This is a genomic window from Sulfitobacter guttiformis (assembly GCF_003610455.1).
GTDB classification, from domain to species: Bacteria; Pseudomonadota; Alphaproteobacteria; order Rhodobacterales; family Rhodobacteraceae; genus Sulfitobacter; species Sulfitobacter guttiformis.
This window is the reverse complement of sequence record NZ_RAQK01000001.1, coordinates 1,682,819-1,708,024: the sequence shown is the minus strand read 5'-3', so window position 1 is coordinate 1,708,024 and position 25,206 is coordinate 1,682,819. Positions and strand designations below refer to the sequence as shown.

Annotated in this window: 29 protein-coding genes; 9 read left to right on the top strand and 20 right to left on the bottom strand. The window is 53.2% G+C overall.

What is annotated here, in order from left to right; translation table 11 throughout:
* Positions 1-371 precede the first annotated feature (371 nt).
* Positions 372-716, top strand: a complete 345-nt coding sequence (locus tag C8N30_RS08450; RefSeq protein WP_232222855.1) for a c-type cytochrome — start codon at positions 372-374, stop codon at positions 714-716.
* Between the two features lie 419 nt (positions 717-1,135).
* Entirely contained in the window at positions 1,136-1,441 is a 306-nt protein-coding gene (locus tag C8N30_RS08440; protein ID WP_025064068.1) for a hypothetical protein, read from the top strand.
* 587 nt (positions 1,442-2,028) lie between these two features.
* On the opposite strand, the gene C8N30_RS08435 is transcribed toward C8N30_RS08440, so the two are convergent.
* The 9 genes from C8N30_RS08435 to C8N30_RS08395 are packed head-to-tail and all read right to left on the bottom strand — an operon-like array spanning position 2,029 to position 6,649.
* Positions 2,029-2,562: a flagellar basal body-associated FliL family protein gene (locus C8N30_RS08435; protein WP_025064067.1), complete on the bottom strand. Its 534-nt coding sequence runs from the start codon at positions 2,560-2,562 to the stop codon at positions 2,029-2,031.
* Positions 2,563-2,575: 13 nt separating this feature from the next.
* The gene (gene flgH / locus C8N30_RS08430; RefSeq protein WP_025064066.1) at positions 2,576-3,310 is read right to left on the bottom strand and encodes a flagellar basal body L-ring protein FlgH; all 735 of its coding nucleotides are present in this window, start codon (positions 3,308-3,310) and stop codon (positions 2,576-2,578) included.
* A gap of 4 nt (positions 3,311-3,314) precedes the next feature.
* A complete protein-coding gene (gene flgA, locus C8N30_RS08425) occupies positions 3,315-3,734 on the bottom strand; it encodes a flagellar basal body P-ring formation chaperone FlgA (protein WP_025064065.1) in 420 nt (139 codons plus the stop codon).
* Entirely contained in the window at positions 3,734-4,519 is a 786-nt protein-coding gene (gene flgG, locus C8N30_RS08420) for a flagellar basal-body rod protein FlgG (RefSeq protein ID WP_025064064.1), read from the bottom strand. Before flgG ends, flgA begins: the two co-directional genes overlap by 1 nt.
* Positions 4,520-4,531: 12 nt before the next feature.
* On the bottom strand, positions 4,532-5,248 hold the full coding sequence (locus C8N30_RS08415; RefSeq protein WP_025064063.1) for a flagellar hook-basal body complex protein: 717 nt from the start codon (positions 5,246-5,248) through the stop codon (positions 4,532-4,534).
* A gap of 2 nt (positions 5,249-5,250) precedes the next feature.
* A complete protein-coding gene (locus C8N30_RS08410) occupies positions 5,251-5,520 on the bottom strand; it encodes a flagellar biosynthetic protein FliQ (protein WP_025064062.1) in 270 nt (89 codons plus the stop codon).
* The gene (fliE, locus tag C8N30_RS08405) at positions 5,520-5,810 is read right to left on the bottom strand and encodes a flagellar hook-basal body complex protein FliE (RefSeq protein WP_025064061.1); all 291 of its coding nucleotides are present in this window, start codon (positions 5,808-5,810) and stop codon (positions 5,520-5,522) included. Before fliE ends, C8N30_RS08410 begins: the two co-directional genes overlap by 1 nt.
* Before the next feature lie 48 nt (positions 5,811-5,858).
* Entirely contained in the window at positions 5,859-6,251 is a 393-nt protein-coding gene (gene flgC, locus C8N30_RS08400) for a flagellar basal body rod protein FlgC (protein WP_025064060.1), read from the bottom strand.
* Positions 6,252-6,262: 11 nt separating this feature from the next.
* Positions 6,263-6,649 (bottom strand): FlgB family protein, encoded by a 387-nt coding sequence (locus C8N30_RS08395; protein WP_025064059.1) that lies wholly within the window; start codon positions 6,647-6,649, stop codon positions 6,263-6,265.
* 80 nt (positions 6,650-6,729) lie between these two features.
* Between C8N30_RS08395 and C8N30_RS08390 the strand changes: the two genes are divergently transcribed.
* On the top strand, positions 6,730-8,067 hold the full coding sequence (locus C8N30_RS08390) for a FliI/YscN family ATPase (protein WP_025064058.1): 1,338 nt from the start codon (positions 6,730-6,732) through the stop codon (positions 8,065-8,067).
* Positions 8,068-8,216: 149 nt separating this feature from the next.
* Here the strand turns inward: C8N30_RS08390 and C8N30_RS08385 are convergent, their stop codons facing one another.
* The 6 genes from C8N30_RS08385 to C8N30_RS08360 form a co-directional block, all read right to left on the bottom strand.
* Positions 8,217-8,855, bottom strand: a complete 639-nt coding sequence (locus C8N30_RS08385) for a DUF1217 domain-containing protein (RefSeq protein WP_232222854.1) — start codon at positions 8,853-8,855, stop codon at positions 8,217-8,219.
* On the bottom strand, positions 8,855-9,259 hold the full coding sequence (gene flbT / locus C8N30_RS08380; protein WP_025064057.1) for a flagellar biosynthesis repressor FlbT: 405 nt from the start codon (positions 9,257-9,259) through the stop codon (positions 8,855-8,857). Before flbT ends, C8N30_RS08385 begins: the two co-directional genes overlap by 1 nt.
* A gap of 13 nt (positions 9,260-9,272) precedes the next feature.
* The gene (gene flaF, locus C8N30_RS08375; RefSeq protein WP_037968037.1) at positions 9,273-9,626 is read right to left on the bottom strand and encodes a flagellar biosynthesis regulator FlaF; all 354 of its coding nucleotides are present in this window, start codon (positions 9,624-9,626) and stop codon (positions 9,273-9,275) included.
* Positions 9,627-9,699: 73 nt separating this feature from the next.
* Positions 9,700-10,542, bottom strand: a complete 843-nt coding sequence (locus tag C8N30_RS08370; RefSeq protein ID WP_025064056.1) for a flagellin N-terminal helical domain-containing protein — start codon at positions 10,540-10,542, stop codon at positions 9,700-9,702.
* Between the two features lie 255 nt (positions 10,543-10,797).
* A complete protein-coding gene (locus tag C8N30_RS08365; protein WP_025064055.1) occupies positions 10,798-11,151 on the bottom strand; it encodes a hypothetical protein in 354 nt (117 codons plus the stop codon).
* Positions 11,141-11,425 (bottom strand): rod-binding protein, encoded by a 285-nt coding sequence (locus tag C8N30_RS08360; RefSeq protein WP_084273630.1) that lies wholly within the window; start codon positions 11,423-11,425, stop codon positions 11,141-11,143. The genes C8N30_RS08365 and C8N30_RS08360 overlap by 11 nt, the downstream gene beginning before the upstream one ends.
* 891 nt (positions 11,426-12,316) lie before the next feature.
* Here C8N30_RS08360 and C8N30_RS19300 point away from each other — a divergent pair.
* Positions 12,317-13,273 (top strand): flagellar hook-length control protein FliK, encoded by a 957-nt coding sequence (locus C8N30_RS19300; RefSeq protein WP_170151164.1) that lies wholly within the window; start codon positions 12,317-12,319, stop codon positions 13,271-13,273.
* 9 nt (positions 13,274-13,282) lie between these two features.
* Positions 13,283-13,954, top strand: coding sequence for a flagellar hook capping FlgD N-terminal domain-containing protein (locus tag C8N30_RS08350; protein WP_037968036.1), 672 nt, complete (start codon positions 13,283-13,285; stop codon positions 13,952-13,954).
* On the opposite strand, the gene C8N30_RS08345 is transcribed toward C8N30_RS08350, so the two are convergent.
* The 5 genes from C8N30_RS08345 to C8N30_RS08325 all read right to left on the bottom strand — a co-directional run bounded on the left by C8N30_RS08345 (position 13,951) and on the right by C8N30_RS08325 (position 19,269).
* The gene (locus C8N30_RS08345; protein WP_025064051.1) at positions 13,951-15,279 is read right to left on the bottom strand and encodes an NAD(P)/FAD-dependent oxidoreductase; all 1,329 of its coding nucleotides are present in this window, start codon (positions 15,277-15,279) and stop codon (positions 13,951-13,953) included. The genes C8N30_RS08350 and C8N30_RS08345 overlap by 4 nt on opposite strands.
* Positions 15,276-16,094 carry an ABC transporter permease subunit gene (locus C8N30_RS08340; RefSeq protein WP_025064050.1) on the bottom strand — a complete coding sequence of 273 codons (819 nt, stop codon included), beginning with the start codon at positions 16,092-16,094 and terminating at the stop codon, positions 15,276-15,278. The genes C8N30_RS08345 and C8N30_RS08340 overlap by 4 nt, the downstream gene beginning before the upstream one ends.
* Positions 16,091-16,966, bottom strand: coding sequence for an ABC transporter permease subunit (locus C8N30_RS08335; RefSeq protein WP_025064049.1), 876 nt, complete (start codon positions 16,964-16,966; stop codon positions 16,091-16,093). The genes C8N30_RS08340 and C8N30_RS08335 overlap by 4 nt, the downstream gene beginning before the upstream one ends.
* Before the next feature lie 3 nt (positions 16,967-16,969).
* Positions 16,970-18,118 (bottom strand): ABC transporter ATP-binding protein, encoded by a 1,149-nt coding sequence (locus C8N30_RS08330; RefSeq protein ID WP_025064048.1) that lies wholly within the window; start codon positions 18,116-18,118, stop codon positions 16,970-16,972.
* Between the two features lie 65 nt (positions 18,119-18,183).
* Positions 18,184-19,269, bottom strand: coding sequence for a polyamine ABC transporter substrate-binding protein (locus tag C8N30_RS08325; RefSeq protein WP_025064047.1), 1,086 nt, complete (start codon positions 19,267-19,269; stop codon positions 18,184-18,186).
* 225 nt (positions 19,270-19,494) lie between these two features.
* Here C8N30_RS08325 and C8N30_RS08320 point away from each other — a divergent pair, with 225 nt between their 5' ends.
* The 4 genes from C8N30_RS08320 (at position 19,495) to C8N30_RS08305 (ending at position 25,203) form a co-directional block, all read left to right on the top strand.
* A complete protein-coding gene (locus C8N30_RS08320) occupies positions 19,495-20,892 on the top strand; it encodes an aspartate aminotransferase family protein (RefSeq protein WP_025064046.1) in 1,398 nt (465 codons plus the stop codon).
* A 204-nt stretch (positions 20,893-21,096) separates the two neighbouring features.
* Complete coding sequence (locus C8N30_RS08315; protein WP_025064045.1) at positions 21,097-22,197, top strand: ABC transporter ATP-binding protein; 1,101 nt, start codon at positions 21,097-21,099, stop codon at positions 22,195-22,197.
* Between the two features lie 120 nt (positions 22,198-22,317).
* Positions 22,318-23,424 (top strand): extracellular solute-binding protein, encoded by a 1,107-nt coding sequence (locus tag C8N30_RS08310; RefSeq protein WP_025064044.1) that lies wholly within the window; start codon positions 22,318-22,320, stop codon positions 23,422-23,424.
* Between the two features lie 93 nt (positions 23,425-23,517).
* On the top strand, positions 23,518-25,203 hold the full coding sequence (locus C8N30_RS08305) for an ABC transporter permease (protein ID WP_198021485.1): 1,686 nt from the start codon (positions 23,518-23,520) through the stop codon (positions 25,201-25,203).
* Positions 25,204-25,206 lie beyond the last annotated feature (3 nt).

Here is a 25,206-nt window from a genome sequence, read left to right as displayed (position 1 = left end):
CTCACTCACCCTTTGCGACCAAACAGACTAAAGGGCAAAGAACTCATCTGGCGTCGCGTTCTTTGGAAGTTGGCCGGCTTATACGGAAAGATAGAGCAAAAATTATTCTTCACGCGGCTCTAACTCCCTCTGGCCCTCTCGCTTGAGTTAAATACATAATACCTCGGAAATGAAGCTTACAGTTGATACAGATCAATGGCACAACTTTCATTTACACTATGGTTTATACAGGTATGCTGCTAGCTGCACATCATTAACAGCGGTTTCTCCCACACCACTAACCATTGGATTGAGTTCAAGGCATGCAAGCACGTTTCACAGTTATCGTAGGCACCTGCGCAGCTTTCCTAATGGCCTGTACAAGCTCAACTGTGGAAACGCGCAATTCGGTGCAAAGAGGCCAACTCGTCTATGCAAAAGAATGCTCGCAATGTCATGGGCCAGCAGGACAAGGCGCAGGAGCAGCTTATTCAGGCACAGGCGTCACGCCACCAAATCTGACAGGTCTCAGCCAGCGTAACGACGGATCATTTCCGAAAGAGTTTGTCAGAAGGTTTGTCATGGGCTTGCTTGAAAAAGACGACCCCAATTCAGCCATGCCCGAGTTTGCCAAGACAGGACTGCGCCACGTCTACCCTAATGGTGGTGCAGATGGAGAGGTTCTTGAGGCTGACTTCGAAGATTTGCTCCTTTATCTGGAGTCGGTCCAAAGCTAGCCGGCGGCACCTATCTGCAGTCACAAATCCCGCTCGCAAATCCCCTGAACCTGCCGTGGCGAATTAACCTGTATGTTTGACCGCTCGCGCGGAATCAATCGCAGACAGCCTGCCTGGCGCAACGACAACAGTCGTCGGGTCCATTGAACAACACAACGCAACCCACTTTTTTAGCAGCAGCGCACGCCAACGAAACGCTGCAGGAAGTTGTCGAGAAAACCTCGGGAATGAAGGGGCACAATCCGCCTTTCGTGCGGCACAATAACATTTTGTGAAGTCCGGATTGAAGGCAACCCCAATGACTTTTGCGACATCATTGTGATTGGATCCGCATCAATGCACATCTGAATGTTCAGCATCAGTGACTGCGGCAAGACAGATTTACTATCGGATCCTGATCCAAGGTTAGGACCAATACAATGGGCCGCTGGCCTGATAAAATGAAGATGACCTTCGAATGTATCTATATTCTTGTAAGGGTTGAGCATGATTGCTTAGAGTTGTGCGGCATGCTGCATCACAGCATTTTCGTGACAGACGACGCTCACTACTTCCGCACCAATACGCAATGCGGCTTTTGCGGCCAGAAGCGCATTGCACCATTATCCCATGGGGCCGTAAACGACAGCTGCATGACCGTGAGCATATTTATGAGCATCACCCAACTTCAAGAGGGCCAGCGAATTCGCGTCAGTCATCCTGAAAAGCTTGGTCCCAAGCTCTGAAGCGGTCATCTCCACCCCTCCAATTCCAAAACACTTATACTTCTATTTTCCATTCCCGCATCACTGGTGAGCTTACATCTCTTAGAGCCTAAAATGAGTATACAAACTTGCTTTGTCGTATATATCACCTCATGTTCGTGTCCAATCAGCTTTAAAGCAACATGCTAGCTACCACCAAAGCGGCGAGCTTTGTGACACTGAAATTACATTGCTCAAACGCGTTCATGACTGCAACCGGTCCTCACAATGGTACGGATGCAGAATATTCTTCACCTGTTGCGCAAAAAAATACATATCGAATGCTGCTCGTCTTGATTGGCCCAGCAACTCCCGCAACACCGGTTGGAGGGGTGAGTACAATCTGGACTGTTCAACGAAAAACTCCAGACAGACGCCACAGTTAGTCTATGTAACTAAAACTCTTATCAATGTAACGCAGTGTGGACTCAACTGTTTCGAACACTGCATCGGCATAGGGCTGAAAAGTGTCCATTATTCCTCCACCATTCGGCACTATGCCTCACTTAGATAGAGTTGTTTCAAACAGGGAATCCTGGATGCTATCTCAATAGGGACTGTTGCAGACCTTAATAATCCTGACGTGCAATTTCCACGATGAGCACATCCTTTACAATGTCTTTGCCAAGATCTCTTTGGCCAACTTCCTTGAGGGCTGTGCGCAGACGTCCCAACATTTCAGCGTTGGTAAAATTGCCCTCGAACCCTCCAATGTTCGCATGATCGAACAGAACTTGCAAAAAACTGTCCCGTACCTTGGGTTCGCGCAGAAACACGGCTTCAGTTTTGCCTGCTGCAACCTCAATACTCAATGCTATGACAACCAATGCGATGACACGTTCCTCAGCAACAATCGGGACGACAAATTGATTGTTGAGCTTGGCGTATTCGTGAGATTCGGTCTCATCTTTAACATGATCTTCTTGTGCATGATCATCACTGCTTTTATCGCTGGTACCCTCGCTTGCATCATCTGCATGAGCACTCCCCTCTTCAGTGATTGCGGCCTCTAGAGAGGTGTCAGGCCGAAGGAAGATACCAGCGCCAACACCTGCGCCGATGCCAATAAGTAAAAAAACCAAAGGGAAAAGTTTCATGATCATAACCGTCTCCGAACTAAAATGGTAAAACTGCGTCAATGACCTGTTGTCCAATTCTCGGCTGCTGGACATCGCTGATCTGACCTCGCCCGCCATATGAGACCCTTGCCGAGGCGATTTTATCGTAGGTGATCTCGTTCTGGCGTGAGACGTCTTCAGGGCGCACGAAGCCGGTTACCAAAAGCTCACGCAGCTCGAAATTCACCCTTAACTCCTGACTGCCCGAAATCGATAATACACCGTTTGGCAGGACATCAATGACCGTTGAGGCAATGCGTAGCTCGAGCTTTTCGTTGCGCTTGACCGATCCATCCCCAGAGGAACTACTTTGAGAGTTGATGCCCACCAGTTCCGCCGATGAGGCCCCATCAGGCAGCTTGGTATCAAGGCGCTGCGGCAGTCCAAAAAGGCCTGGCACACCAAGAGTTTCTGATCCTGACCGGCTGCGGTCTGACGAATTGGAGATTTCAGCTTTTTCGTCTATCTCGATCACGACAGTCAAAATATCCCCGCGGACTACCGCACGGCGATCACCCAACAGGGAGGCACGGGTTGGTGACCACAAAGATGCGGCATCCGATGGGTTCCGGCTCAGGATAACCGCAGGTAGTCCCGGCTCAATCATGGCTTTTGTCTCTGGCGCCTCTGCGGCTGAAGTAAAACTGGGCGGGCTGCCCATATGATCAGCCCTTGCACAAGCCATGAACAGGCCCAAAACAGAAAAGCATATGATTTTCATTAGTTTGTGCATTATGTCAGTTCCTTACTTCTATGGTGCCATCATTCAAAATCTGTCCGAACAGAGTTGCCCGCGATCCAAGGTTCATCACTCTGATCCGGTCCCCGACGGCCCCACGTTCCAATGCGCGGCCTTCGGTGCTTATGGTGATCCCGTTCGTGCGGTAGCGGAGCCCGACAATCTGGTTCCGGTCAATCACTGCCGGCGGGCCGATGTCACCCATAAAGATCGGCCTACCTGCATAGAGCGCGACATAGGCTTCCTGACCGATGACATCGGAGAGGCGGGAATACGCCGTTTCAATATCACCAGCCGCAAAGGTGACGTCTATTTCTGTGATGATCTGGTTTGGACGGATTGTCCGCGAAGGCACGACTGTTTCGGCGAACAAGGGGAAGGCTGCAAGAGCTGCGACGGAAATACAAAATAGTCTCATTAGCGCACCTGTGTTGTTGCGCTCATCATCTGGTCAACGGCCGAGATAACTTTTGCATTCATTTCATACCCGCGCTGCGCCTCGATCAGATCGGTGATTTCGCGCACAGCATCGACCGAGCTCGCTTCGAGATAACCCTGCCGCAAGGTACCAAGGCCGTCCTGTCCGGGAGAGGAAACAAGCGCAGGACCGGAGGCTTCGGTCTCTAGAAACATGTTGCTGCCGATAGCCTCTAGCCCTTTTGCATTTGTGAAACCTGTCATCGTAAGCTGGCCAAGGAGCTGGCCCGCAGCCGCTTGATCGAAATAGGCATAGACCTCGCCGTCCGCGTTTACCGAAATACTTCTGGCATCGGCAGGAATGGTGATTTCGGGCCCAACGGGAAATCCTTCTGATGTGACAATCAGGCCTTCACCTGTACGTTTGAGAGCACCATCGCGGGTATAAGCCGTCTGCCCACTAGGCAGTGTGACCTCCAGGTACCCCAGTCCTTCTATTGCGACATCGAGATCTCCGCCCGTTGCAGCTAGTGAGCCTTGTTGCAAATCCATACTCACTGCGGAGGGACGCACTCCAAGACCAAGCTGCACACCGGTCGGTAAAACGGTGCCGTCGGACGCATTGACGGTGCCCGCACGCGCCATCTGCTGATAGTGCAAATCAGCAAACTCCGCACGGCGGGCATTATATCCCGTTGTACTCATATTAGCGAGGTTGTTGGAAATCGTTTCAACCCGCATTTGCTGAGCGGTCATTCCTGTAGCGGCAATTTTGAGGGCGCGCATGGTCTCTCTCCTTTAACTGTTTTCAGTGAGGGTTTTGACGGCAGCGCGCACACGCTCGTCTTCGGTTTTCAAGAAACTTTGCCCCATCTCATAGGCGCGCTGCACTTCGATCATGCGGGAAAGTTCCAGCAGAGGATTCACGTTCGAGTTCTCCACAAATCCCTGCAAGATCCGGGCTTCTGCAGGTTCATCACCGGCATCTGCGCGAAACATCACGCCATCCTCACGGATCATGTTGAGCGGCTCCAACGGGCGCACGACCGCCATCTGGCCAAGAGGCGCGCCGTTAATGCTCAATGTGCCGTCAGAAGACACGGCGAGGGTCCCGGCACCTGCAGGCACAAATAGAGGAGCGCGCCCGTCATCAAGCACCGGAAACCCGTCGGGTGTTACCAACTGGCCCTCGGCATTGGGCGAGAACGCGCCAGCACGGGTAAGTCGATCGCCCTGAGGGGTCTGGACCAGAAAATACCCATCGCCCTCGATTGCAAAATCATAGGTGCCGTTCGTCTGGCTCAACCCACCCTGCTCATACGAGGTTTTACCGATATTGCCCTGCCCCATAGAAAGCGACGCACCGCCATCCACAGATTTTACATATTCGGAAAAAATCATGCCTTCTGCACGAAATCCGGTAGTGGCTGCATTGGCGATGTTGTTTGCCACCACCTGCATCTCTCGTTGTAGGCCTGATTGACGACTCAGCGTGATGTAACTGGTACTTTCCATCGTTAACCTCCGATGATGAGCGGGATAATCTGGTTGTGGAAGAATGCGACAAGCGTATTGGTCATAAAGTGCATCGACATCCAGAACACGACGGCAATCGCCGCAAGTTTAGGGACAAATGTCAGGGTCATTTCCTGAACCGATGTCAGTGCCTGAACCAAACCGATAGACACACCCGAAATAAGCGCTGCGATGAGAATGGGGAGAGATATGATAAAGGCCACCCAAAGCCCTTGTCGCATGGTGTCGAAAAACACCAACTCATCCATCATCAGACGGGCATCCGCAAAATTTCCTGATAAGCCTCAACAACCTTATTACGCACATTTACTGCCGTCTCGACGGCGAGTTCAGTCTGCGCGAGCGCCTGAACCAGTGCATGCGGATCCGCATTCCCCATCATCATTGACTGTGCAACCGTTTCCGATTTTGCGAGTGTCGAAGCAAAGTCACCCGCAATATTGCGAAATGCGTTTGCTGCCCCATTTTCCCCTTCTATTGGCATAGTCGCGGGCTTTGCCGATGTGTAATTCTGGATTGCGGAAAGTGATTTTAATTCCATTCTGGAACTCCTTTATTGTGAAATTTTTGCGGTTGTCCCGCGTGCAAATCAGTTACGCAAAAGCTGCATAAGGCTGCTCGACATTTTGCGCGCCTGATCAAACATCTTGAGGTTGGCCTCGTAACTACGCTGCGCTTCGCGCGCATCCGCCAGTTCGATCAAAAGATTTACGTTAGAGCCTGAGTATTGCCCTCCTGCATCCGCCAAGGGGTGTGATGGATCGTAGATTTGGGACAGTTCGGTCTGGTCCAGGCGAACGCGCCCGACCTCCACTTTGGCGATTGAATCGCCTTGGCCCAGGGCGGTCTCAAACGAAATCATTTTGCGGCGATAGCCGGGCGTATCTGCATTCGAGATATTCTCGGATAGATGCCGCAACCGTTGTGCCTGTGCTTGCATTCCGCTGGCTGATACAGATCGTGCGGATGAAAAATCACTCATTTTGGTGTCTCCTATCTTGTACGCACTGCGGCGCGCAGCACGTCGAGTGCGGATTTATAAATCGCAAGTGAGCGGTCATGATTACTCTTTGCCTCAGCAGCCTTGAGCAGCTCGGCTTCAAGCGAAACTGTATTTTGGTTTGGGTTGTCGCCATTGCGCATGTCGGTTGCGGACATCTGTTGGCCAGATATGCTGCCGTGAAGATGTCCCTGACGTGTCGCACGCTGACTTCCAGCAGCATCAACCGGCGCATAAAGCGCCTCAAAGGGGGCCAACTGCTTGCCGACATACCCCGGCGTATCGGCATTTGCGACATTCTGCGAGATTAGCGCCTGACTTTGCGCGGCATGACCGGCCATCGCAGCCGCGGTCTTGAATACTTTAAGATTTTCGAACATCGGGATTCTCCCTGCTGTGATTTCATCAATGCTTAACGGTGATTCCTTTAGAAACAGTGATCAGCAGACAAAGGGACGCCATGACAGAAACTTTTCTTATCGACGGGCTGACCGCCCATATCGCCACATTGCGGGCTGTGCGTCCCGTCGGCCGGATCAGTCGTGCGGATGGAGCGGCGCTTCACGTGATCGGTCTGGCTCCGAACGCTTCGATCGGGGACGGGATGCAAGTATACCGCAAACGAGCTGCACCACTGCGCGGGGAAGTGGTTCAAATCATTGGTGATACTGTAGTTATGCTTGCGGAGGAGCCAACAGATGGTGTTAGTCTGAATGATCGGGCAACCCTGATATCACGAAGTATCATCGCCCCCTCGACACACTGGCTCGGTCGGATTATTGATCCGATGGGGCGGCCGCTTGATGGCAAGCCACTACTGCGCGGTGCAGTCGCCTGCCCTCTTTTGTGCCCACCACCGAATGCCGCTGATAGACGCCCCTTCGGAACAAGAATCAGTACTGGCCTTGCGGTAACGAACACCATGCTACCGATGGTAAAAGGGCAACGGATGGGTTTGTTTGCAGGGTCTGGCGTGGGCAAATCGACCCTTCTCGGTAAATTTGCCCGCCATATGACTGCAGATGTCGTCGTGATTGCAATGATCGGGGAGCGAGGGCGCGAACTACGTCATTTTGTAGATGAAGTCTTAGGAAAGAAGGGGCTTGCCCGCTCCGTCGTGGTTGCAGCAACGTCCGATCAATCACCTCTCTTGCGGCGGCGATGCGCCTGGACTGCGATGGCAGTAGCCGAATATTATCGCAACCAGGGACTATCCGTCCTCTTTCTTGCCGATTCAATCACCCGCTTCGCAGAAGCACATCGCGAGGTGGCTGTTGCAGCGGGAGAGGCGCCTGTCCTACGCGGTTATCCCCCCTCAACAACCCACCTCATCACATCACTTTGTGAGCGGGCTGGCCCGGGCGCCGGACCTCAGGGCGATATTACTGCGCTATTCAGTGTGCTGGTGGCAGGATCAGACATGGATGAACCAATCGCTGATATTCTGCGCGGGGTACTCGACGGGCATATCGTTCTCGATCGTTCCATAGCCGAGCGCGGGCGCTTTCCCGCAGTTGATGTTTTACGCTCCGTCTCCCGCAGTCTCCCTGCGGCGGCAAACGCGCGCGAAAACAATTTGCTCTCGCAAACGCGCAAAATGCTAAGCGTGTATGACAGCAATGCAATGATGATCCGTGCAGGCCTCTATACGCAAGGGACAGATCCTGAAGTCGATAAAGCGATCCAACTACATCCCGAGATTGAGTTGTTTCTATCAAAAGAAGAGCCTGAGGATGCGCAGCGCAGTTTTAGCCAACTCGAGTTGATACTGCGCCGGGCGGGCGCGAAACTAACCTAACCACCGCGTAATAATGTTAGCGCAATCGCATTGGGCGAAAAGCTCGAATTGAACTGCGATATCTGATCTCGAACAACAAATTTTGTGATTAGGTCCTGCACTTTTGCAGGATCGCTAAAAATGCTTATATCGTCTGATCCAAACTCTTTTTAAGCTTTGTCTTTGAACACGCTCAGCTGCTGATCCAGGTCAATTTGCCCAAATGCCTTTGGAAGGTTGAGGGCCTTTTCAAACAAGTTCCTTAATGGGGGCTCGCCCATAAGCGTGAACCACTTGGCATCATTGGACATATCGTCAGCTGCCAGTGATCCCATCTCACGCTCTGCATAAAGAGCGAAACGCATGCTTTCGTTTTGTTGACCGGCAGCGACCTCAAACTCGATCCTCTCAAATCGATCGATTATTGCCTCTGCAAAAACCGGCTCTGCAACTTTGAGAAACTCTCCGGGGCCGAAACCGAACGCCTGCGACATTTCTTTGTATCGAGGATCACTGAAACGGTTCGCAAGCGCATCGTCGTTCACCGTTCCTTCTTCTAGAATTTTCCGAATGAAAAATTTGCTGTTTATGTCGTCTTGCAAGCCGAAGGCGCCCAGCGCGACAGTTAAAAGTCTACGATCGGCGACCAGCTCTTCGGCGCTGGTAATCTTATTAATGTTTTCGCGGAAGTAATCACTCCCCCGCTGCAGCTGAGTGCTTTGCGTAAATGCTTTGAATTGGCTATCGTACGTCTGCTGAAGGAATCGCCACCCTCCTAGACCGCCGATAGGAATGACAGGCTGGAACATCAGCTAGGCCTGACGGCCAGAAGCCGCTCTTCGCGCGGCAACAGTGCTCGAAGAGCTTTTAACGTCCGGTAATGCTGCTTTTCGATCACTGCCTGACTTGCTTCAGCCAGCATTTGACGACTGTCAGGATCAGTAAAAACCTGACTCAGCTCTTCTACTTGCCGCAGCAGCGGCAAGTGAGCGCTCTCAGCATCCTTGTCACCAGATAGAACCAGCTGCACCGCAAACAGGGCACGACGCACAGGAGTCCTGACGTCCTCGGGGTGGATGGCATCCCGCAGCCTCAGAATTTTTGCATCGGGCGTCATGATCGCCAGACGGCTTCGACGGTCTCCATTTTCGATTACAGCGCCGTTGATCAACACCCGTTCTTTGGGACCCAGTTTTAAGACAAGACCACTCATTTCGAATTCCAATCTATTTCAAGCCACGCAAAATGGCGGTGTTAATCTCAACCAGCGCCGTTGCGGAAGCCTCGCGCGCGATGACTTTTCGGCTATGTTGTTCAGTAAATTCAGAAAGATAAATCAATCTCGCACGCAAATCGTCAGGCAGCAGATTTTCCGGGTCTGCTAGATCAATCGCCAACTTACGCCAGAGCGTACGGTTTTCATGGATAGCATGGATTAATCCATTAAAATTTTTGGCCTGCAAAGCAGACATCATACGAGAGGTGATCCGGGCAATAACTTCATATTCCGCTCTACGCGCCGATTTTAATGGCGCAGCCGTCGGTGCATACCCGCGATGGGCAAGTGTTGTGGCGTTCACATGTGTCCCTACTCATTAAAGGCTGTGTCGGGGGCGCAAATCGGCGCCCCCGACGTTATTAGTTACCGGAGCCTTAACGGAACAAAGACAGGATCGTTTGGGGTGCCTGGTTGGCGATTGACAGCGCCTGGACGCCCAACTGCTGTTGCGTCTGCAAAGCTTGGAGTTTTGCAGATGCGGCTTCCATATCGGTATCCACAAGTGCCCCAATACCGGATTTCAGCGAATCAGAAAGTTTGGAGACAAAGTCGGACTGATCATCCAGACGCTTCGCAGACGTACCCAAGTTTGCCGCACCTGTAATCGCTGCGGTAAGCATGGTCTCAAGCTCTGTGTAGGTCGTCGCGGCATCCGCAATATCAGCCGTACCTGTGAGCGTGATATTGGTCACCGTCGCCTCAAGGTCTGCAGAAGCCACATCAATAGTTGTCGCAGTCGCAGCACCACCACCGATCCGGTTGATCGAACCAACAACCGTCAGGCCGGTTGCGCCATTCCCGTCGGTATCGGTATTGAGCAGGTTGACCCCATTAAACTGTGACCCTGCGACGATGGAATCTAGCTGCTCTTTTTTGGCGGTCATCTCAGCATCGATCTGGGTAAAGTTTGCGCCCTCGGATTGCGCTGAAATAGCAAGCGCCTGCATCTCTTTGATCGTCTCTACAATCAATTCTGCTCCCGCACTGGCCACCGCAACAGCAGACTGACCCGTTGCAAGACTCTCTGTCACAGCGTCGAGGCCCGATACATCTGATTCCATCACCTTAGAGATCGCCCAGACCGACGCATTATCTTTAGCAGTCGCGACGTCTTTACCCGTCGAAATCGCATTTTGCGTGTCTGTCAGGTTGGCATTGATAGATTTGAGAGTTTGCAGCGCAACCATTGCGCCATTGTTTGTGTTAATGCTCGACATTGAAGCATGTTCCTTTTTTTTCGGCGCTTTGCGCCGGCGTGACGTCTACACCTGAGCGGGACAGGAATGCCATTCTGATCTTTACAGCGCCAGTAGCGGGACACTGTGCCACCCGTTATCGGATGCATAGCCAACATGCCTTTAACCGCCTTTCTAAAATCTTAAGACCCACACCCCCAGTGCCGCGCATTTAATTCAATCCGCAAACGAGCAGTGCTAAGCAGGTCAGTTGCACAATCCTTGGGAGCCGTTTGATCATGCACGCTTTTCAACCTTGGGACTTGTAGATATCGCGACTCGTTGCTTGCGGCCCTGCGCATCATAAGTATCGAGCGCCGTCCGCACCTGACGCAATGCTGCAAGGCGAGCCGCAACGGCGCGGATTCCATCGAGCGCGCCGTCGAGTAACAGTTGGTTGCGGCGCAGCTTTCCTTCAAGCGGTCTGATTTGGTCGTGGTGCGCGGTGGCGTTGCTCAACAGCAGTTCGACCAACTGTTCTTTTGCACCAAGCAACGTTGCCAGTCCCGCAATGTCACCCTTGAGAAGAAACACACGCTCTTGCTCAAGTAATGAGTCGAGCTTGGAAAAATCGGTTACATTAGACGTCATGGGCCTGCTCCTTCAAAGCGTTAAAGAGCGATTGGGCGAGGCCGATACCGCCGGCTTGTACGATATGTTTGGCCTGCTCCTGTATCAAAAACGAACCAAACTGATCCTCGCCAACACCGCCACCAAAATTTTCGCTCGTTTGCCCAAGGCCGGCAGACTTCAGCATTTCCGCCAGAAACGATGCTTCGAGATTGCGGGCCGCTTCCATTAATGCGGAATCATGAGGGGTCAGGGACTGCCCGGTTGTTAAACCGAAGGGCGTTACGGGAATCATCAGGAATACTCCTCAAATTGCATTGATTTCGCTGATCATGAAGGCAAAGCGGTAAATAACCGGTAAGGAAGAATGTGTTTAGTAGGCGCAGATCGAGGCAGAATCCCGAAAGGCGCACCAATGACAACATCTACCGCATCGACCGGAATTAACCCGAGGAGCAGCCCAAAAGTACCCACAGCTTCTGGCATCACGGGCACGGGAGGCCTCGAGACAAACGCCGTAAGACCACCACGACATCTAGATTTTGCCAGTATGGTGGCCACGTTACCTGTCCTGCAAAAATCTGCCCCTGACACAAAACAGGTAGACGAAGGGCCAGACGACAAGAAAGAGAAACGTGAAACAGGCATGGCGCCGACCAGCGCGGAGCAACAACCCAGTACCAAGTTACATATAATGTCCCCAGAAGCTGAGGACACGATGGCGGGAGACATTGAAGACGTGCCCGAACAGCGGGTTTCCAAGCATGGCAAAAAGGGAATTGCGTCTGAAAAGGATCAACCGCAGGTCGCCGTCGAGAAGTATTGGAAGGAACAAGTGGCAGACATATCTCGCACGTTTCTAACCCAAAATATATCAGAGAGCATGATGGGAACCCGACGTCCCAATCTCGATCACGCAGGCCAGTCTCAATCGTCCCTCCCAAATTCGAATAAGTTGGAAGGGGAAGGCCCACTATACAAGGTGGGCACTGCCCCCGATCAAAGCGCGCAATTCACCAGTGGTTTGCCAAGCATCCAGCCTGTCGTCGAGATAGTAACATCTGGCAATAGGGGGACTACGGAGAACCTTCATTCTCCGGCCCTACCTCTTCAAATAGACTCCAAGGCGCTCCAATCACACGACGGTCAGAGCGCTCATCAGAGACACTCAGAACCAGTTTTTGATATGACGCAAGCAATGCCTCTTGCCCGCTCGGTAGCAGGGTCGAAAATACAATATCCGTCAGAACCGGAAGCCATTCACAAGGCGTCTGAAACCAACGCGACACATATAAATCCAAAGGGAGTGGGATCAGCGGCGCAACGCATCCAAGACATCGGGACCGTTGCACCTTCCCACCATAAAGGCACATCCCCTTTGTGGAATGACATTCGTTTGCGCGAGAAGCAGTTGTCCGCCGATTTGTACAAAACTGGCGTCACTCCGGAAATGCGGCGCTTCGATCCAGCCGTGATGTCGAGCACCTCTCCAACACTAGATTCACAATCCCATTCTGTTGATCCGCAGTATGATGCGCGGCATACCCCTGCCGGCCCCTCCCCCGCCTCACCGTCGACGAAGCAAGGAATCGGCAGCCTTCTGCCGGGAACCCTTAGCCCGACGGATGTGGCCCAATCATTACTTACCCCAACCGACGCACCAGACATCATCAACTGGGATCAAGCCCGCAGCGCTACCCATCCGACTGGTACATTTGTGCCGCTCAGATCCGATCTGCACCTTCATGTTGCGCGGCAAATTGCGGTGGTTGCGGACCAAGCAGTACATCGTCCTGTTGAGATCGCATTGTCCCCGGATGAATTGGGCCGCGTACGGATGTCTGTAAAATCCGAAGATGGCGCAATAACGGTTAGTATTCTGGCCGAACGGCCAGACACGCTCGACCTTATGCGCCGCAACATCGACCAACTGGGGCAGACCTTTCGTTCTATGGGGTATGATTCAATCTCATTTTCCTTTGGACAAGGGGGCGAGCGTGCAAATACCTCGCAAGATAACGCGAACAGTAACCCTGACGGCTCTGCTGATGCAGCAGGTACGTCACATCAATCTACACCCAGTGACCACACGCTCATCCAACTTGACCGTATGCCCGCATCCGGCGTCGATATACGACTGTAAGGAACCCACATGATATCCCCCACTCTCACCTCTTTTTCCGCAGGGTCCAACAACGGCGTAACCTCGCCATTGCCTGCTTCCTCCGCTCTCTCGTCGGACTTCGAAACATTCATTAAAATGCTCACTACCCAAGCCAAATATCAGGACCCGCTAGAACCTTTGGACAGCTCTGAATATGCGGCTCAGCTGGCACAATTTTCGATGGTTGAACAACAGGTTCTGTCCAACGACCTTTTGTCAGCGCTTGCCGCCCAGTTGGGCAGCAGCACTATGGGGCAAATGGCGGGATGGATCGGTATGGAAGCGCGCACAACAGCCGCAGTTCTGTTCGATACAGATCCAATTACAGTCTTGCCGACACCTCCCGCCGGCGCGGAGTCCATGGAACTGGTTGTCTATGACAATGACGGCCGCGAAGTTACCCGCCATCCAATGCCTGTCTCTTCCGATCCGGTTGTCTGGGCTGGCGTCCAACAAGGGGGCCAACCACTGCCCTCCGGCATGTACCGTTTTGAAGTAGAGGCAACCGGCGAGGGTGGCGCTGCGCTTCCTGCAACACTGGTCGAAACCTATGCACGGATCGTGGAAGTGCAAAACCTCGGCTCCGGCGCACGCGTGGTATTCGAGGGTGGAGCCGAAGCTCCGGCGAGTGAAATTTCTGCGTTGCGCGAACCCTCTTAGCGGTCTGCGAGCATGAAAGCAGCGTAAGCCGCGGGCATAACGACTCTGCGCCAACGCCCTAATTCGAACTTTCGCAGAGGAACACGCATCGCTTCAGGATAGAGAATATCGGGCGATTTCCCCTGAACCAACTGGGATAATAACATTCCGCTATAACTGCCCATTGCGACGCCATTTCCATGATAGCACATACCGGTCCACAGCCCGTTTGCCTGTGGTATCCGACCAACGAAAGGAAGCAAATCGCGGGAAAGGCAAACCATCCCGGACCAGCTATGAGTGGTTTCTATCCCGCGCCAGGCCGGGAACATTTCCTCAAAGTGGGACCTGATCTTTTTCGCGGCATGGGCCTCGGCGGATGCTCCTGTAAACAGCCCACCGCGCATCCCGAACAAGAAACGTCCATCTGGCATTAACCGGAAATAATGAAGCAGGTTCCGAGTATCATATGCCATTTGAGTGCTGGTCCATCCTGCTGCTTCCAGCTCCTCATGTGACATCGGACGCGTCACAAGGACATTTGATTGGCCCGGCATATACCGACCGGCCAGCCATGGGGGCAAATCCTCAGATGAATAACCGTTTGTTGCCAGAATGACCTGATCCGCCCGCAATTTGTGGCCATTTATCCGCAACTGCCAGCCATCCACGTGAGAGGTCAATTCCGCAACGCCACTGCGTTCGTAGATCAGCGCACCCGCCTTTTCCGCTTCCTGAGCCAACCCCAGCAAATATTTCCGCGGATTCAGGCCAAAGCCCGCCCTGATTGAAAGGCCGCCATGAAACGGGCCCGCCATCCCCATTCCGGAAAGTTCGTCTGCGATGTGAAGCTCGTATTCAACACCGTAATTTTCAGCGATGGTATCGGCATGGCGCCTGAGTGCTAAAAAGTCTTTAGACCGATGCGCGAGGGACGTCTCGCCCACGGAGTGCCGGTCTACTTTCAGGCCTGTAGCATCGATAATCCCCTCAACAGCACCGATCGCAGCGAGCTCTGTTCGGCGGAAATCTATGCGCCCCGCTACGCCAAAACGGCGATCAAGGACCGCATCATCAGCGATGCCACCGCCCAAACAGCAAAATCCGCCATTTCGCCCCGATGCACCCCACCCGACGTGCTCGGCCTCGATCAAGGTTACCGAAACACCAGACCGTGCAAGGTGTAGCGCAGCGGACAAGCCGGTAAATCCACCACCGATAATCGCTACATCTGTGCGCGCAGATTGTTTAAATGTGGGCCGCGCAGACGTCGACACAGTTGCATCCCACCAGCAACCTGCGCGCGGGCCATCACCGTAAGCATATTTATCAAATATGCGCTTCACCCGTTCCGCTCTGCTGCCTGCGCGTCCTTCTGCGCGCGCACCGAGTTCCGTTTCGAGACAATAGAAGCAGTAACAACACCAATGGTCACAATCGCAATCATCAATGTCGAGAGCGCATTGATCTCCGGTGACACACCAAGGCGTACAGAACTCCATATTTTAATTGGCAATGTCGTCGAAGATGGTCCGGATACAAAGGAAGCGATTACAAGATCATCAAGGCTGAGGGTGAACGCCAGAAGCCAGCCGGAAATGACAGCAGGTGCGATGATCGGCAGGGTTACCAGCCGAAAGGCATCAAACCGGCTACACCCAAGATCAAGGGCCGCCTCTTCGAGTGAGCGGTCGAAACTCACCAGGCGGGACGATACGACCACCGACACAAAGCACATCGAAAATGTGGTATGAGCAAGCACGATCGTCAGCACGCCGCGGTCAATTCCCAACCCGATAAACAACAGGAGAAGTGATAGTCCTGTAATCACTTCCGGCATCACCAACGGCGCATAAATCATGCCGGAAAAAAGCGTACGCCCAAAAAACCGGCCGGAGTTTACCAGCACATAAGCAGCCATTGTTCCCAAAATTGTAGCAAAGGTAGACGAGATAACCGCGACTTTGATTGTGACGACAGCAGCACTCAGGAATGCCTCGTCACGCAATAACTCCCCGTACCATTTGGTCGAAAAACCGGCCCAGACCGTGACCAGCTTTGACGAGTTGAAGCTGTAGATGACCAACAGAAGCATCGGAAGGTAGAGAAACACAAACCCCAGCGTGAGGGAGGTGACATTAAAGGGGCTCAAGCGCTTCATGTTTCTGCCTCCGCCTGTCTTTGCTGGTTCCGTTGAAATAGAACGATAGGCACAATCAAGATCAGCAAAAGGATCACAGCGACAGCAGAGGCAACCGGCCAGTCACGGTTGTTAAAGAACTCCTCAAACAGGACCTTGCCGATCATCAGCGTGCCGGAGCCCCCCAGAAGCGAGGGAATAACAAACTCACCCAGCGCGGGGATGAACACCAGAAAACAACCAGCGATGATGCCGTTTTTCGATAGCGGGATGGTGACCAACCAAAATGCGGTAAGCCGCGAGCAACCAAGGTCTTCGGCCGCCTCGATCAGGCTATCGTCCATCCGGTCAAGCGCGGCATAGATCGGAAGGATCATGAACGGCAGATAGGTATAAACGATGCCTATATAGACAGCCGTATTTGTGTTAAGAATGGTGAGCGGGGCAGAAATGATACCTGTCCACAGGAGAAATTGGTTGAGGAACCCCTCGTTGCTGAGGATACCAATCCAAGCATATACGCGGATCAGAAACGAGGTCCAGAACGGCAGAATAACCAACATCATTAGCGTGGCGCGCCATTCCTCCGGTGCCCGCGCCATACCGTAAGCAATCGGATAGCCCACCAGCAGTGTAAGAATGGTCGAAATGAGAGCGATTTTGAGACTGCTCAAGTAAGCCTTATAGTACAAATCGTCGGTGGTGAGGAAAACGAAATTCTCGAAATCGAGTCCTTCGATCAGAGCTCCGAACCCGTCTTTTGCAGTAGGGGTGTAGGGAGGAATAGAGAGCGCGATATCCGAAAGCGATATTTTGAATACAATCAGGAACGGCACCAGAAACAGCGCCAGCAGCCATGTATATGGTAGGGCGATAAGGGCAAAACGGCGCATCCCTCAGTGCTCCAACAATACGCCAGCGGTCGCGTTCCACCGGATCCATACCGGATCTTCCCATGTGATATCACGGCGCGACAGACGCCGGGTATTTGCGGTCTGCGCCTTGATAACCTGCCCGCCAGGCATTTCTACATGGTAGGTGCTGAGATTTCCCAGATACGCAATATCAAGAACCTTGCCCTGAACGGCATTCTCCGCCTCATCCGGTTTCTCTTTTGTAATGCTGATTTTCTCGGGGCGAATGGCGAGATGACATTCCTGACCTTCGACAAACGGGCGCTCGGAGGTGGCGAGGATTGGCGCCTGATTTGGGGCCCAGTCGACAAAATACCTGTCCGTGCCCGCAGCTTTGGCCGTGCCACTGATAATATTCACATCACCGATAAAATCTGCGACATAGACACTGTTTGGCGCTTCATAAATACGGCCCGGTGTGGCCACCTGAATGATACGGCCCTCGTCCATCACGGCCACGCGCGAAGCGACGGTCATCGCCTCCTCCTGATCATGCGTCACAATCACAAAGGTTGTGCCGGTTGTCTCCTGAATATCCATCAGTTCAAACTGGGTTTCCTGACGCAGCTTTTTATCAAGCGCGCCCAGAGGCTCGTCGAGCAACAAAAGCTTAGGCGCTTTTGCAAGGCTGCGGGCAAGGGCAACGCGCTGGCGCTGGCCCCCTGAAATCTGGTGAGGTTTTCGTCGGGCAAATTTTTCCAGCCGCGTAAGTTTCAGCATATCCGTCACACGGGCATCTATTGCATCTTTCGACAGCTTGTCGCGGCGCAGGCCAAATGCGATGTTCTCGTACACACTCAGATGCGGAAAAAGTGCGTAGGACTGGAACATCATGTTCACGGCGCGCTGGTTCGGCGGCACCGATGCCATATCCTGTCCTGCCAGTTCGATCGTGCCTTCGCTCACGCTCTCGAAACCTGCGAGCATCCGCATCATCGTCGTCTTCCCACAGCCGGATGGACCCAGCAAAGCGAAAAACTCGCGGGCGTAAATGTCCTGCGTCAGGTTGTCGATCGCGACAAAACTGCCAAAGCGCTTGGTAACATTCTTGAACCGTATAAGCGGTTCTTCATGCGGGTTGTCCCAAGGTGAAAATTCACTGTCCCACGCATCGGCCTTAGGTTTCGCCACAAGAGTACCCCGTTATTGAAATATGAAACGGGCAGGGCCAGTGGCCCTACCCTTTTGTCGCCGGTTCAGGTGCCGGATTTGATCCGCGTCCAGCTGCGCGTCACAGTGCGCTGTACTTTGGGCTCATAGGGTGTTGTCGTAAACAGATTGTCCAGTGTCGCCGCGTCAGGATATATCGCCGGATCGCCGCTGACATCCTCAATCAGGAACTCCTGCGACGCCTTATTTCCGTTGGCGTAATAGACATAATTAGATGCCGCCGCCATATTTTGGGCATCCATGATAAAGTTCAGGAAAACATGCGCGTTCTCGACGTTTGGCGCATCGACCGGAATGGCCATCTGGTCAAACCACATCTGTGCACCCTCCTTCGGAGCGTTAAATGCGATCTCGACGCCATTGTCAGCCTCTGCCGCGCGGTCACGGGCTTGAAGAATGTCACCTGACCAGCCAACCGCAACACAAATATCGCCATTCGCCAGAGCGTTGATATATTCAGAGCTGTGGAACTTCTGGATGTAGGGGCGGATCTTCATCATGACCTCTTCGGCCTTGGCAAGAACTTCCGGATCTTTGCTGTCTGGATCTTCACCAATATACTTGAGGGCCATCGGCATCATCTCGGCCGGCGCATCAAGGAAATGTACTCCGCAATCGGCCAGCTTGGCCATATTGTCAGGGTTCAGCACCAGTTCGAGAGATGTAATTGGCGCATCGTCACCAAGAATTTCCTTCACTTTCGGGACATTCACACCGATCCCGGTGGTGCCCCACATATAGTTGATTGAATAGGCATTTTCGGGGTCATATTGCTCGGTGCGCTTTTCGACCACATCCCACATGTTTGAGATGTTGGGCAGTTTCTCGGTGTCGAGCTTCTGAAAGGCGCCTGCGATAATCTGGCGCTGCAGGAAGGTGCCGGAAGGCACAACCACATCATAACCCGATCCGCCCGCAAGCAGTTTTGTTTCCAGCACTTCGTTACTGTCGAACACATCGTAAATCAGTTTGATGCCGGTTTCTTCTTCAAACTTCGCAAGCAGTTCTTCGTCAATATAATCCGACCAGTTGTAAACGCGTACTTCTTCGGCAAATGCCGCACCGGCGACCAGCGCAACAGCAGCAGTGCCTGTCAAAAGTGACTTAATCATTGTGTGACTCCCATAGGTGATGCCAGTTTTCCCCGACATTAGCGGGATTGTGAGCAAATTTTACGCGCTTTGCCAAGGTGAATCAGCCCATTGCGTCTGCTGACATAGGAAATTTGCACATGAATCGAGCAGATGGAAAAAGCCTCAATTGGAGTGTTTGATTGACCCCGCAAGAATTTGATCATATTTTGCCCCAAACCGAACTTTAGTTTCAGAGGGGCCTTTATGACCACCGTATCCAACCACCTCCCGACCGCCGAATTGCAAGCGTTGGACGCTGCGCATCACATGCACCCCTTCACCACCAATGACGAGCTGAAAGAGCGCGGTGCGCGCGTGATCACGAGCGGCAAAGGCATCTATTTGCGCGACAGCGAGGGAAACGAAATTCTCGATGCCATGGCTGGTCTGTGGTGTGTGAACCTCGGCTATGGCCGCGAGGAGCTGGTAAACGTGGCGGCGCGCCAGATGATGGAACTTCCGTTCTACAACACTTTCTTCAACACCACGCATACCCCCGTAATCGCGCTCGCCGCCGAGTTGGCCAAGCTGGCGCCAGAAGGACTCAATCATGTGTTTTTCGCGGGCTCGGGATCAGAAGCGAATGATACCAACCTGCGCATGGTGCGGGTGTATTGGGCTGAAAAGGGACATCCGCAAAAATCCCACATTATTAGCCGTCTGAACGGCTATCATGGATCGACTGTCGGATCGGGCAGCTTGGGCGGCATGACCTACATGCATGAACAAGGTGGCCTGCCCATTCCGGGTATACACCATATCGGGCAACCCGACTGGTATGCCGAAGGTGGCGATCACACACCCGAGGAATTCGGCCTCGCGCGCGCCCAAGAGCTGGAAGCGAAAATTCTCGAACTGGGTGCAGAGAACGTAGCGGCCTTTATCGCTGAACCCGTACAGGGCGCCGGTGGTGTAATTGTGCCGCCCAACACCTACTGGCCTGAAATCCAGCGCATCTGTGATAAGTACAACGTTCTTATCATCGCTGACGAGGTGATTTGTGGTTTTGGTCGGACTGGCAACTGGTTTGGCTCGACCACAATGGGGATAAAGCCGCATATAATGACGATCGCCAAGGGGCTTAGCTCCGGTTATGTGCCCATCGGTGGCTCAATTGTCTGTGACGAAATTGCAGAAGTTATCAACGCGATCGAGTTTAACCACGGCTATACCTACTCCGGCCATCCGGTCTGCGCCGCTGTCGCGCTTGAAAACCTGCGGATCATGCAGGACGATAACATTCTCGATCACGTGAACAATGTGGCAGCACCCGCCTTCAAAGCAGTGCTGGATCAATTGGGAGAGCACCCTCTGGTGGGTGGCGTTAATGTCTCGGGCATGATGGCCTCGCTGCCGCTGACACCGCACAAAGCGTCACGCGCCAAGTTTGCAATGGCAAAAGGTACGGCGGGTTTCATGTGCCGCGAACGGTGCTTTGCCAACAATCTGGTCATGCGACATGTGGGCGACCGGATGATCATTTCACCGCCATTGGTGATTACACCCGATGAGATTGACGTGTTCCATAAGCGCGCCAAGCTTGCCCTCGATGACACCTATAAAGCCCTCAAAGAAGGCGACATGCTCAAAGCCGAATCCTAGGATTCGCGTATAGGGCGCATTAGGTTCGCGCCCTATACTCCTAAATTGAAGGCTTTTTTCCTGAATGTGTTAAGAATTTAGTCAATTGGCCTTGAATCTTCAAGAATTGGCCAGTTTTGGCTTTATCCAGTTGCAAAAAAGGCCGTGTATGCGCTTACTTTCCGTCAATGTTAAAAATAACAAAGACTACGGGGAGCCATCACCTTGGCCGATACCAAAAACAGCGCCGCCTTCGTCGAGTTTGAGCGCGTACAAAAAAGCTATGATGGCGAGAACCTTGTCGTCAAAGATCTGAACCTGAGCATGCCGAAAGGCGAGTTTCTCACGATGCTTGGACCTTCGGGGTCCGGCAAGACAACCTGCCTGATGATGCTTGCCGGCTTCGAGACAGCAACCCATGGCGATATCCGCCTTGACGGAGTGTCCATTAATAACATTCCCCCGCACAAGCGTGGCATTGGCATGGTATTCCAGAACTATGCACTGTTTCCACACATGACGGTTGCAGAGAACCTTTCCTTTCCTTTGGAAGTACGCAAGATCGGCAAATCTGCGCGTGAGGAAAAAGTCATGCGCACGTTGAGCATGGTGCAGATGCAAGATTTTGCAGGCCGCCGCCCGGCGCAGCTGTCGGGTGGTCAGCAGCAGCGGATCGCCCTCGCCCGCGCATTGGTATTCGAGCCAGAGCTAGTCTTGATGGACGAGCCGCTTGGCGCACTTGATAAGCAACTGCGCGAGACATTGCAGTTCGAAATTACGCGACTGGCCCATGATCTGGGAATTACGGTGGTCTACGTGACGCATGACCAGACGGAAGCCCTCACAATGTCAGACCGTGTTGCCGTGTTCGACGATGGCCGCATACAGCAGCTGGCACCGCCGGACAAACTCTATGAAGAGCCGGAAAACAGTTTCGTCGCCCAGTTCATCGGGGAAAATAACACCCTCGAAGGCGTCGTAAAAGAGATCAAAGGCGGCGTTGCCATGGTTCAGCTCGACAGCGGCGAACTGATCGAAGCGAAGCCTATTAACGTGACTAAAGCAGGCGAACGCACCCGCGTTTCTATCCGTCCCGAACGGGTTGAATATAACAAGGAGCGGATGCGCGAGGGCGCTTTCACCCTCAAAGCCGAAGTTCTGGAATTCATTTATATGGGCGACATCTTCCGCACCCGCCTGCGCGTTGCAGGCCGAGAGGATTTTGTGGTGAAAACCCGCAACGCGCCCGACCAGGTTCGCCTGACCCCAGGCACCCAGATCGAAATCGGCTGGTTGCCCGAAGATTGCCGCGCGCTGGACGCCTAACGTTCACCTCGCGTGTCATATCGCGGCACCTCAAGGTGCTGTGATCCATAAGAGGAGGCAGCCAAACCCGTTGCTGCCCCCTTGGAATACCCGAAACGGGAAAAATACTGGGAGAGACTAATGAACCTCACAAAAACACTTTTGGCATCCACCGCACTTACAGTGGCGGCCGGAATGGCACACTCCGAAGCTCATATGGCGAACGAACTGACCGTCGTCAGCTGGGGTGGTGCATACTCCAACAGCCAGCAAAAAGCGTACAACGAGCCCTATGCAGAAATGGCCGGCGTAAAGATCGTTAATGACGAATCTTCTGCCGAAGCCGTCGCAAAGCTGCGCGCGATGAACGAGGCCGGTAATGTCACATGGGACGTGGTCGACGTAACAGCGGCTGACTCCATTCGTCTGTGCGACGAAGGTCTGGCCATGGAGATCGACTTTGACGAGATGCTCGCAGCAGCACCCGATGGTACATCCGCAACAGACGATTTTGGCGCAAACATCATTAACGACTGCGCGATCCCGCTGATCGTTTTCTCGACAACATTCGGCTACCGTACGGATCTGGTGGGCGACACGCCTCCGACTTCGGTCTGCGATGTGTTCGACACAGCAGCATATCCAGGAAAACGCGCGCTGGAAAAGCGTCCGATTGGTAACATGGAATGGGCGCTGATGTGTGACGGCGTAGCAAAAGACGAGATCTATGACGTTCTGGCGACCCCGGAAGGTCAGGAGCAAGCTCTTGCAAAGCTCGATACCATCAAAAGTGATGTCGTTTGGTGGAATGCTGGCGCCGACACGCCACAACTGCTCGCCGATGGCGAAGTTGTGATGGGCTCCACGTACAACGGGCGCCTGTTCTCGGTTATCGAAGAGCAGAAGCAGCCAGTTGCGATGCTCTGGGACGGTCAGATGTTCGACCTGGACGTATTCATCATTCCAACCGGCCTGACACCCGAGCGTCAGGCACGTGCGCTGGACTACCTCAAGTTTGCGACAGACACACAGCGTTTGGCCGATCAGGCTGCGTATATCTCTTACGGTCCTGCGCGTGCATCCTCCGCACCGCTGGTCGGCAAGCACGCAGAGCTGGGAATCGACATGGCACCACACATGCCAACAGACCCTGCAAACGCAACGAACGTCTTCAACTTTAACTATGAGTTCTGGGCGGATTACCGTGACGACATCGACGCCAAGTTCCAGGCGTGGTTGGTTAAGTAAGCTCTAGCTCGCTAAAGGAGGGGGCCATCACGGCCCTCTCCGCACTTATACTTTCGGAAAATTTTCTTTTAAGATCAAGCCGATGGGGACACCATGAGCGACTCACCAACAGCACAAACAGCATCATCCTCCGCCGCCGAAGCGCGCATTGCAGATGCCGCCCATACAGGACCAATGCTTGCCGCCGATGGCACACCGCTGAAAAAATCGCTCAACCGCGCGCTAAGACTGCAAAAAATGCGTGCGCTAGCCCTGATCGCTCCTCTTTTACTTTTCGTTCTGGTCACCTTTGTCGCGCCTATCGCTGATATGCTCTTCCGCTCTGTCGAAAACGATATCGTGTCAGATACACTTCCCCTTACAACTTCCGAGCTTTCGCGCTGGGATGCTAAAGGGTCCGAAATTCCCGATGAGGCCGTCTTTGCGGCGCTCTATGACGATATGTTCTTTGCCGTCGAGGAAAAGTCACATACGCGCCTCGGATCCCGCCTCAATTACGAACTGACGGGCATGTCATCGCTCTTTCGCAAATCTGGTCGCAGCGTTGAGGACATGGGCGAGGTATATCAGGATCAGTTCGAGGACCTTGATGATTTCTGGAAGACTGGCGAAAACTGGAACAGCTTTATGGCCAGTGATGAATGGCTCGCCGAAATGCAAGACTGGAAGCGTGCCGATGGCCCCCAGCCCAGATTCGAGTTGCGCGAAGGCATCGAAGACATTCTGCCAGCTACATCAGCTACTTATCTGAAATTTGCCCGTTTTACCCAGATCGAGGACAACAAGAACCTCTACACAACGGATCCATGGGCAATTGCCTACTCCTCCCTGCACAAAGACCTCACGGGTACAAACGGCGCAGCCTCTTACAGTGGCCCCGCCGCAGACCAGCTGAAAGCAGCTACCATTGCTGCAGCTACATTCGAGACGGTCAATTATACTGCGGCATTTGCCGAGATCGATGATAAATGGCATAATCTCGAAACTTGGCAGACGATTCAGGTCTACAGCCCCAAGCTCACATCAGGCTACTTCCTGAACGCCATCGATATGCAAAAATCCGTAGACGGGGCAGAAATGCGCCCCGAAAACCAGCAGATTTACGGCATCCTGTTCTGGCGCACGATGGTGATGTCAGTTGCGATTACACTGTCTTGTATCTTGCTTGGCTATCCCGTGGCATGGATCCTTGCGAACCTGCCTACCCGTCAGGCAAACCTGCTGTTGATCCTTGTTCTTTTGCCATTCTGGACATCGCTTCTGGTGCGAACCTCCGCATGGAAAGTACTGCTTCAGGATCAGGGCGTTATCAACGATACGCTCGTCTGGTTGGGCATTGTGGCGACTGATGACCGCCTTGCCCTTATCAACAACCAGACCGGTACAATTATCGCGATGACGCATATCCTGCTGCCGTTCATGATCCTACCGCTATATTCAGTGATGCAAACGATCCAACCGTCCTATCTGCGCGCTGCTAAAAGCCTTGGTGCGACGAACTGGACCGCGTTCTGGCGGGTGTATTTTCCCCAATCCGTGCCTGGTATCGGTGCGGGTAGTATCCTCGTATTCATTCTGGCCATCGGCTATTATATCACCCCCGCTATTGTGGGCGGTACTGACGGTACCTTCATCTCGAACCGCATTGCCTATCATATATCCAGCTCGTTGAACTGGGGTCTGGGTGCGGCGCTGGGGGCAATTCTGCTGGCGGCTGTGATGCTGCTTTACTACGCCTACGACAAGATCGTCGGCATCGATAACGTGAAACTCGGATAAGGA

Bases quoted from the DNA above. Each gene is read 5' to 3' on its own strand.
- C8N30_RS08440 (WP_025064068.1), top strand. From the start codon at position 1,136: ATGGGCCGCTGGCCTGATAAAATGAAGATGACCTTCGAATGTATCTAT.
- C8N30_RS08435 (WP_025064067.1), bottom strand. From the start codon at position 2,562: ATGATCATGAAACTTTTCCCTTTGGTTTTTTTACTTATTGGCATCGGC.
- flgH (WP_025064066.1), bottom strand. From the start codon at position 3,310: ATGCACAAACTAATGAAAATCATATGCTTTTCTGTTTTGGGCCTGTTC.
- flgA (WP_025064065.1), bottom strand. From the start codon at position 3,734: ATGAGACTATTTTGTATTTCCGTCGCAGCTCTTGCAGCCTTCCCCTTG.
- flgG (WP_025064064.1), bottom strand. From the start codon at position 4,519: ATGCGCGCCCTCAAAATTGCCGCTACAGGAATGACCGCTCAGCAAATG.
- C8N30_RS08415 (WP_025064063.1), bottom strand. From the start codon at position 5,248: ATGGAAAGTACCAGTTACATCACGCTGAGTCGTCAATCAGGCCTACAA.
- C8N30_RS08410 (WP_025064062.1), bottom strand. From the start codon at position 5,520: ATGATGGATGAGTTGGTGTTTTTCGACACCATGCGACAAGGGCTTTGG.
- fliE (WP_025064061.1), bottom strand. From the start codon at position 5,810: ATGGAATTAAAATCACTTTCCGCAATCCAGAATTACACATCGGCAAAG.
- flgC (WP_025064060.1), bottom strand. From the start codon at position 6,251: ATGAGTGATTTTTCATCCGCACGATCTGTATCAGCCAGCGGAATGCAA.
- C8N30_RS08395 (WP_025064059.1), bottom strand. From the start codon at position 6,649: ATGTTCGAAAATCTTAAAGTATTCAAGACCGCGGCTGCGATGGCCGGT.
- C8N30_RS08390 (WP_025064058.1), top strand. From the start codon at position 6,730: ATGACAGAAACTTTTCTTATCGACGGGCTGACCGCCCATATCGCCACA.
- C8N30_RS08385 (WP_232222854.1), bottom strand. From the start codon at position 8,855: ATGTTCCAGCCTGTCATTCCTATCGGCGGTCTAGGAGGGTGGCGATTC.
- flbT (WP_025064057.1), bottom strand. From the start codon at position 9,259: ATGAGTGGTCTTGTCTTAAAACTGGGTCCCAAAGAACGGGTGTTGATC.
- C8N30_RS08370 (WP_025064056.1), bottom strand. From the start codon at position 10,542: ATGTCGAGCATTAACACAAACAATGGCGCAATGGTTGCGCTGCAAACT.
- C8N30_RS08365 (WP_025064055.1), bottom strand. From the start codon at position 11,151: ATGACGTCTAATGTAACCGATTTTTCCAAGCTCGACTCATTACTTGAG.
- C8N30_RS08360 (WP_084273630.1), bottom strand. From the start codon at position 11,425: ATGATTCCCGTAACGCCCTTCGGTTTAACAACCGGGCAGTCCCTGACC.
- C8N30_RS19300 (WP_170151164.1), top strand. From the start codon at position 12,317: ATGACGCAAGCAATGCCTCTTGCCCGCTCGGTAGCAGGGTCGAAAATA.
- C8N30_RS08350 (WP_037968036.1), top strand. From the start codon at position 13,283: ATGATATCCCCCACTCTCACCTCTTTTTCCGCAGGGTCCAACAACGGC.
- C8N30_RS08340 (WP_025064050.1), bottom strand. From the start codon at position 16,094: ATGAAGCGCTTGAGCCCCTTTAATGTCACCTCCCTCACGCTGGGGTTT.
- C8N30_RS08335 (WP_025064049.1), bottom strand. From the start codon at position 16,966: ATGCGCCGTTTTGCCCTTATCGCCCTACCATATACATGGCTGCTGGCG.
- C8N30_RS08325 (WP_025064047.1), bottom strand. From the start codon at position 19,269: ATGATTAAGTCACTTTTGACAGGCACTGCTGCTGTTGCGCTGGTCGCC.
- C8N30_RS08320 (WP_025064046.1), top strand. From the start codon at position 19,495: ATGACCACCGTATCCAACCACCTCCCGACCGCCGAATTGCAAGCGTTG.
- C8N30_RS08310 (WP_025064044.1), top strand. From the start codon at position 22,318: ATGAACCTCACAAAAACACTTTTGGCATCCACCGCACTTACAGTGGCG.
- C8N30_RS08305 (WP_198021485.1), top strand. From the start codon at position 23,518: ATGAGCGACTCACCAACAGCACAAACAGCATCATCCTCCGCCGCCGAA.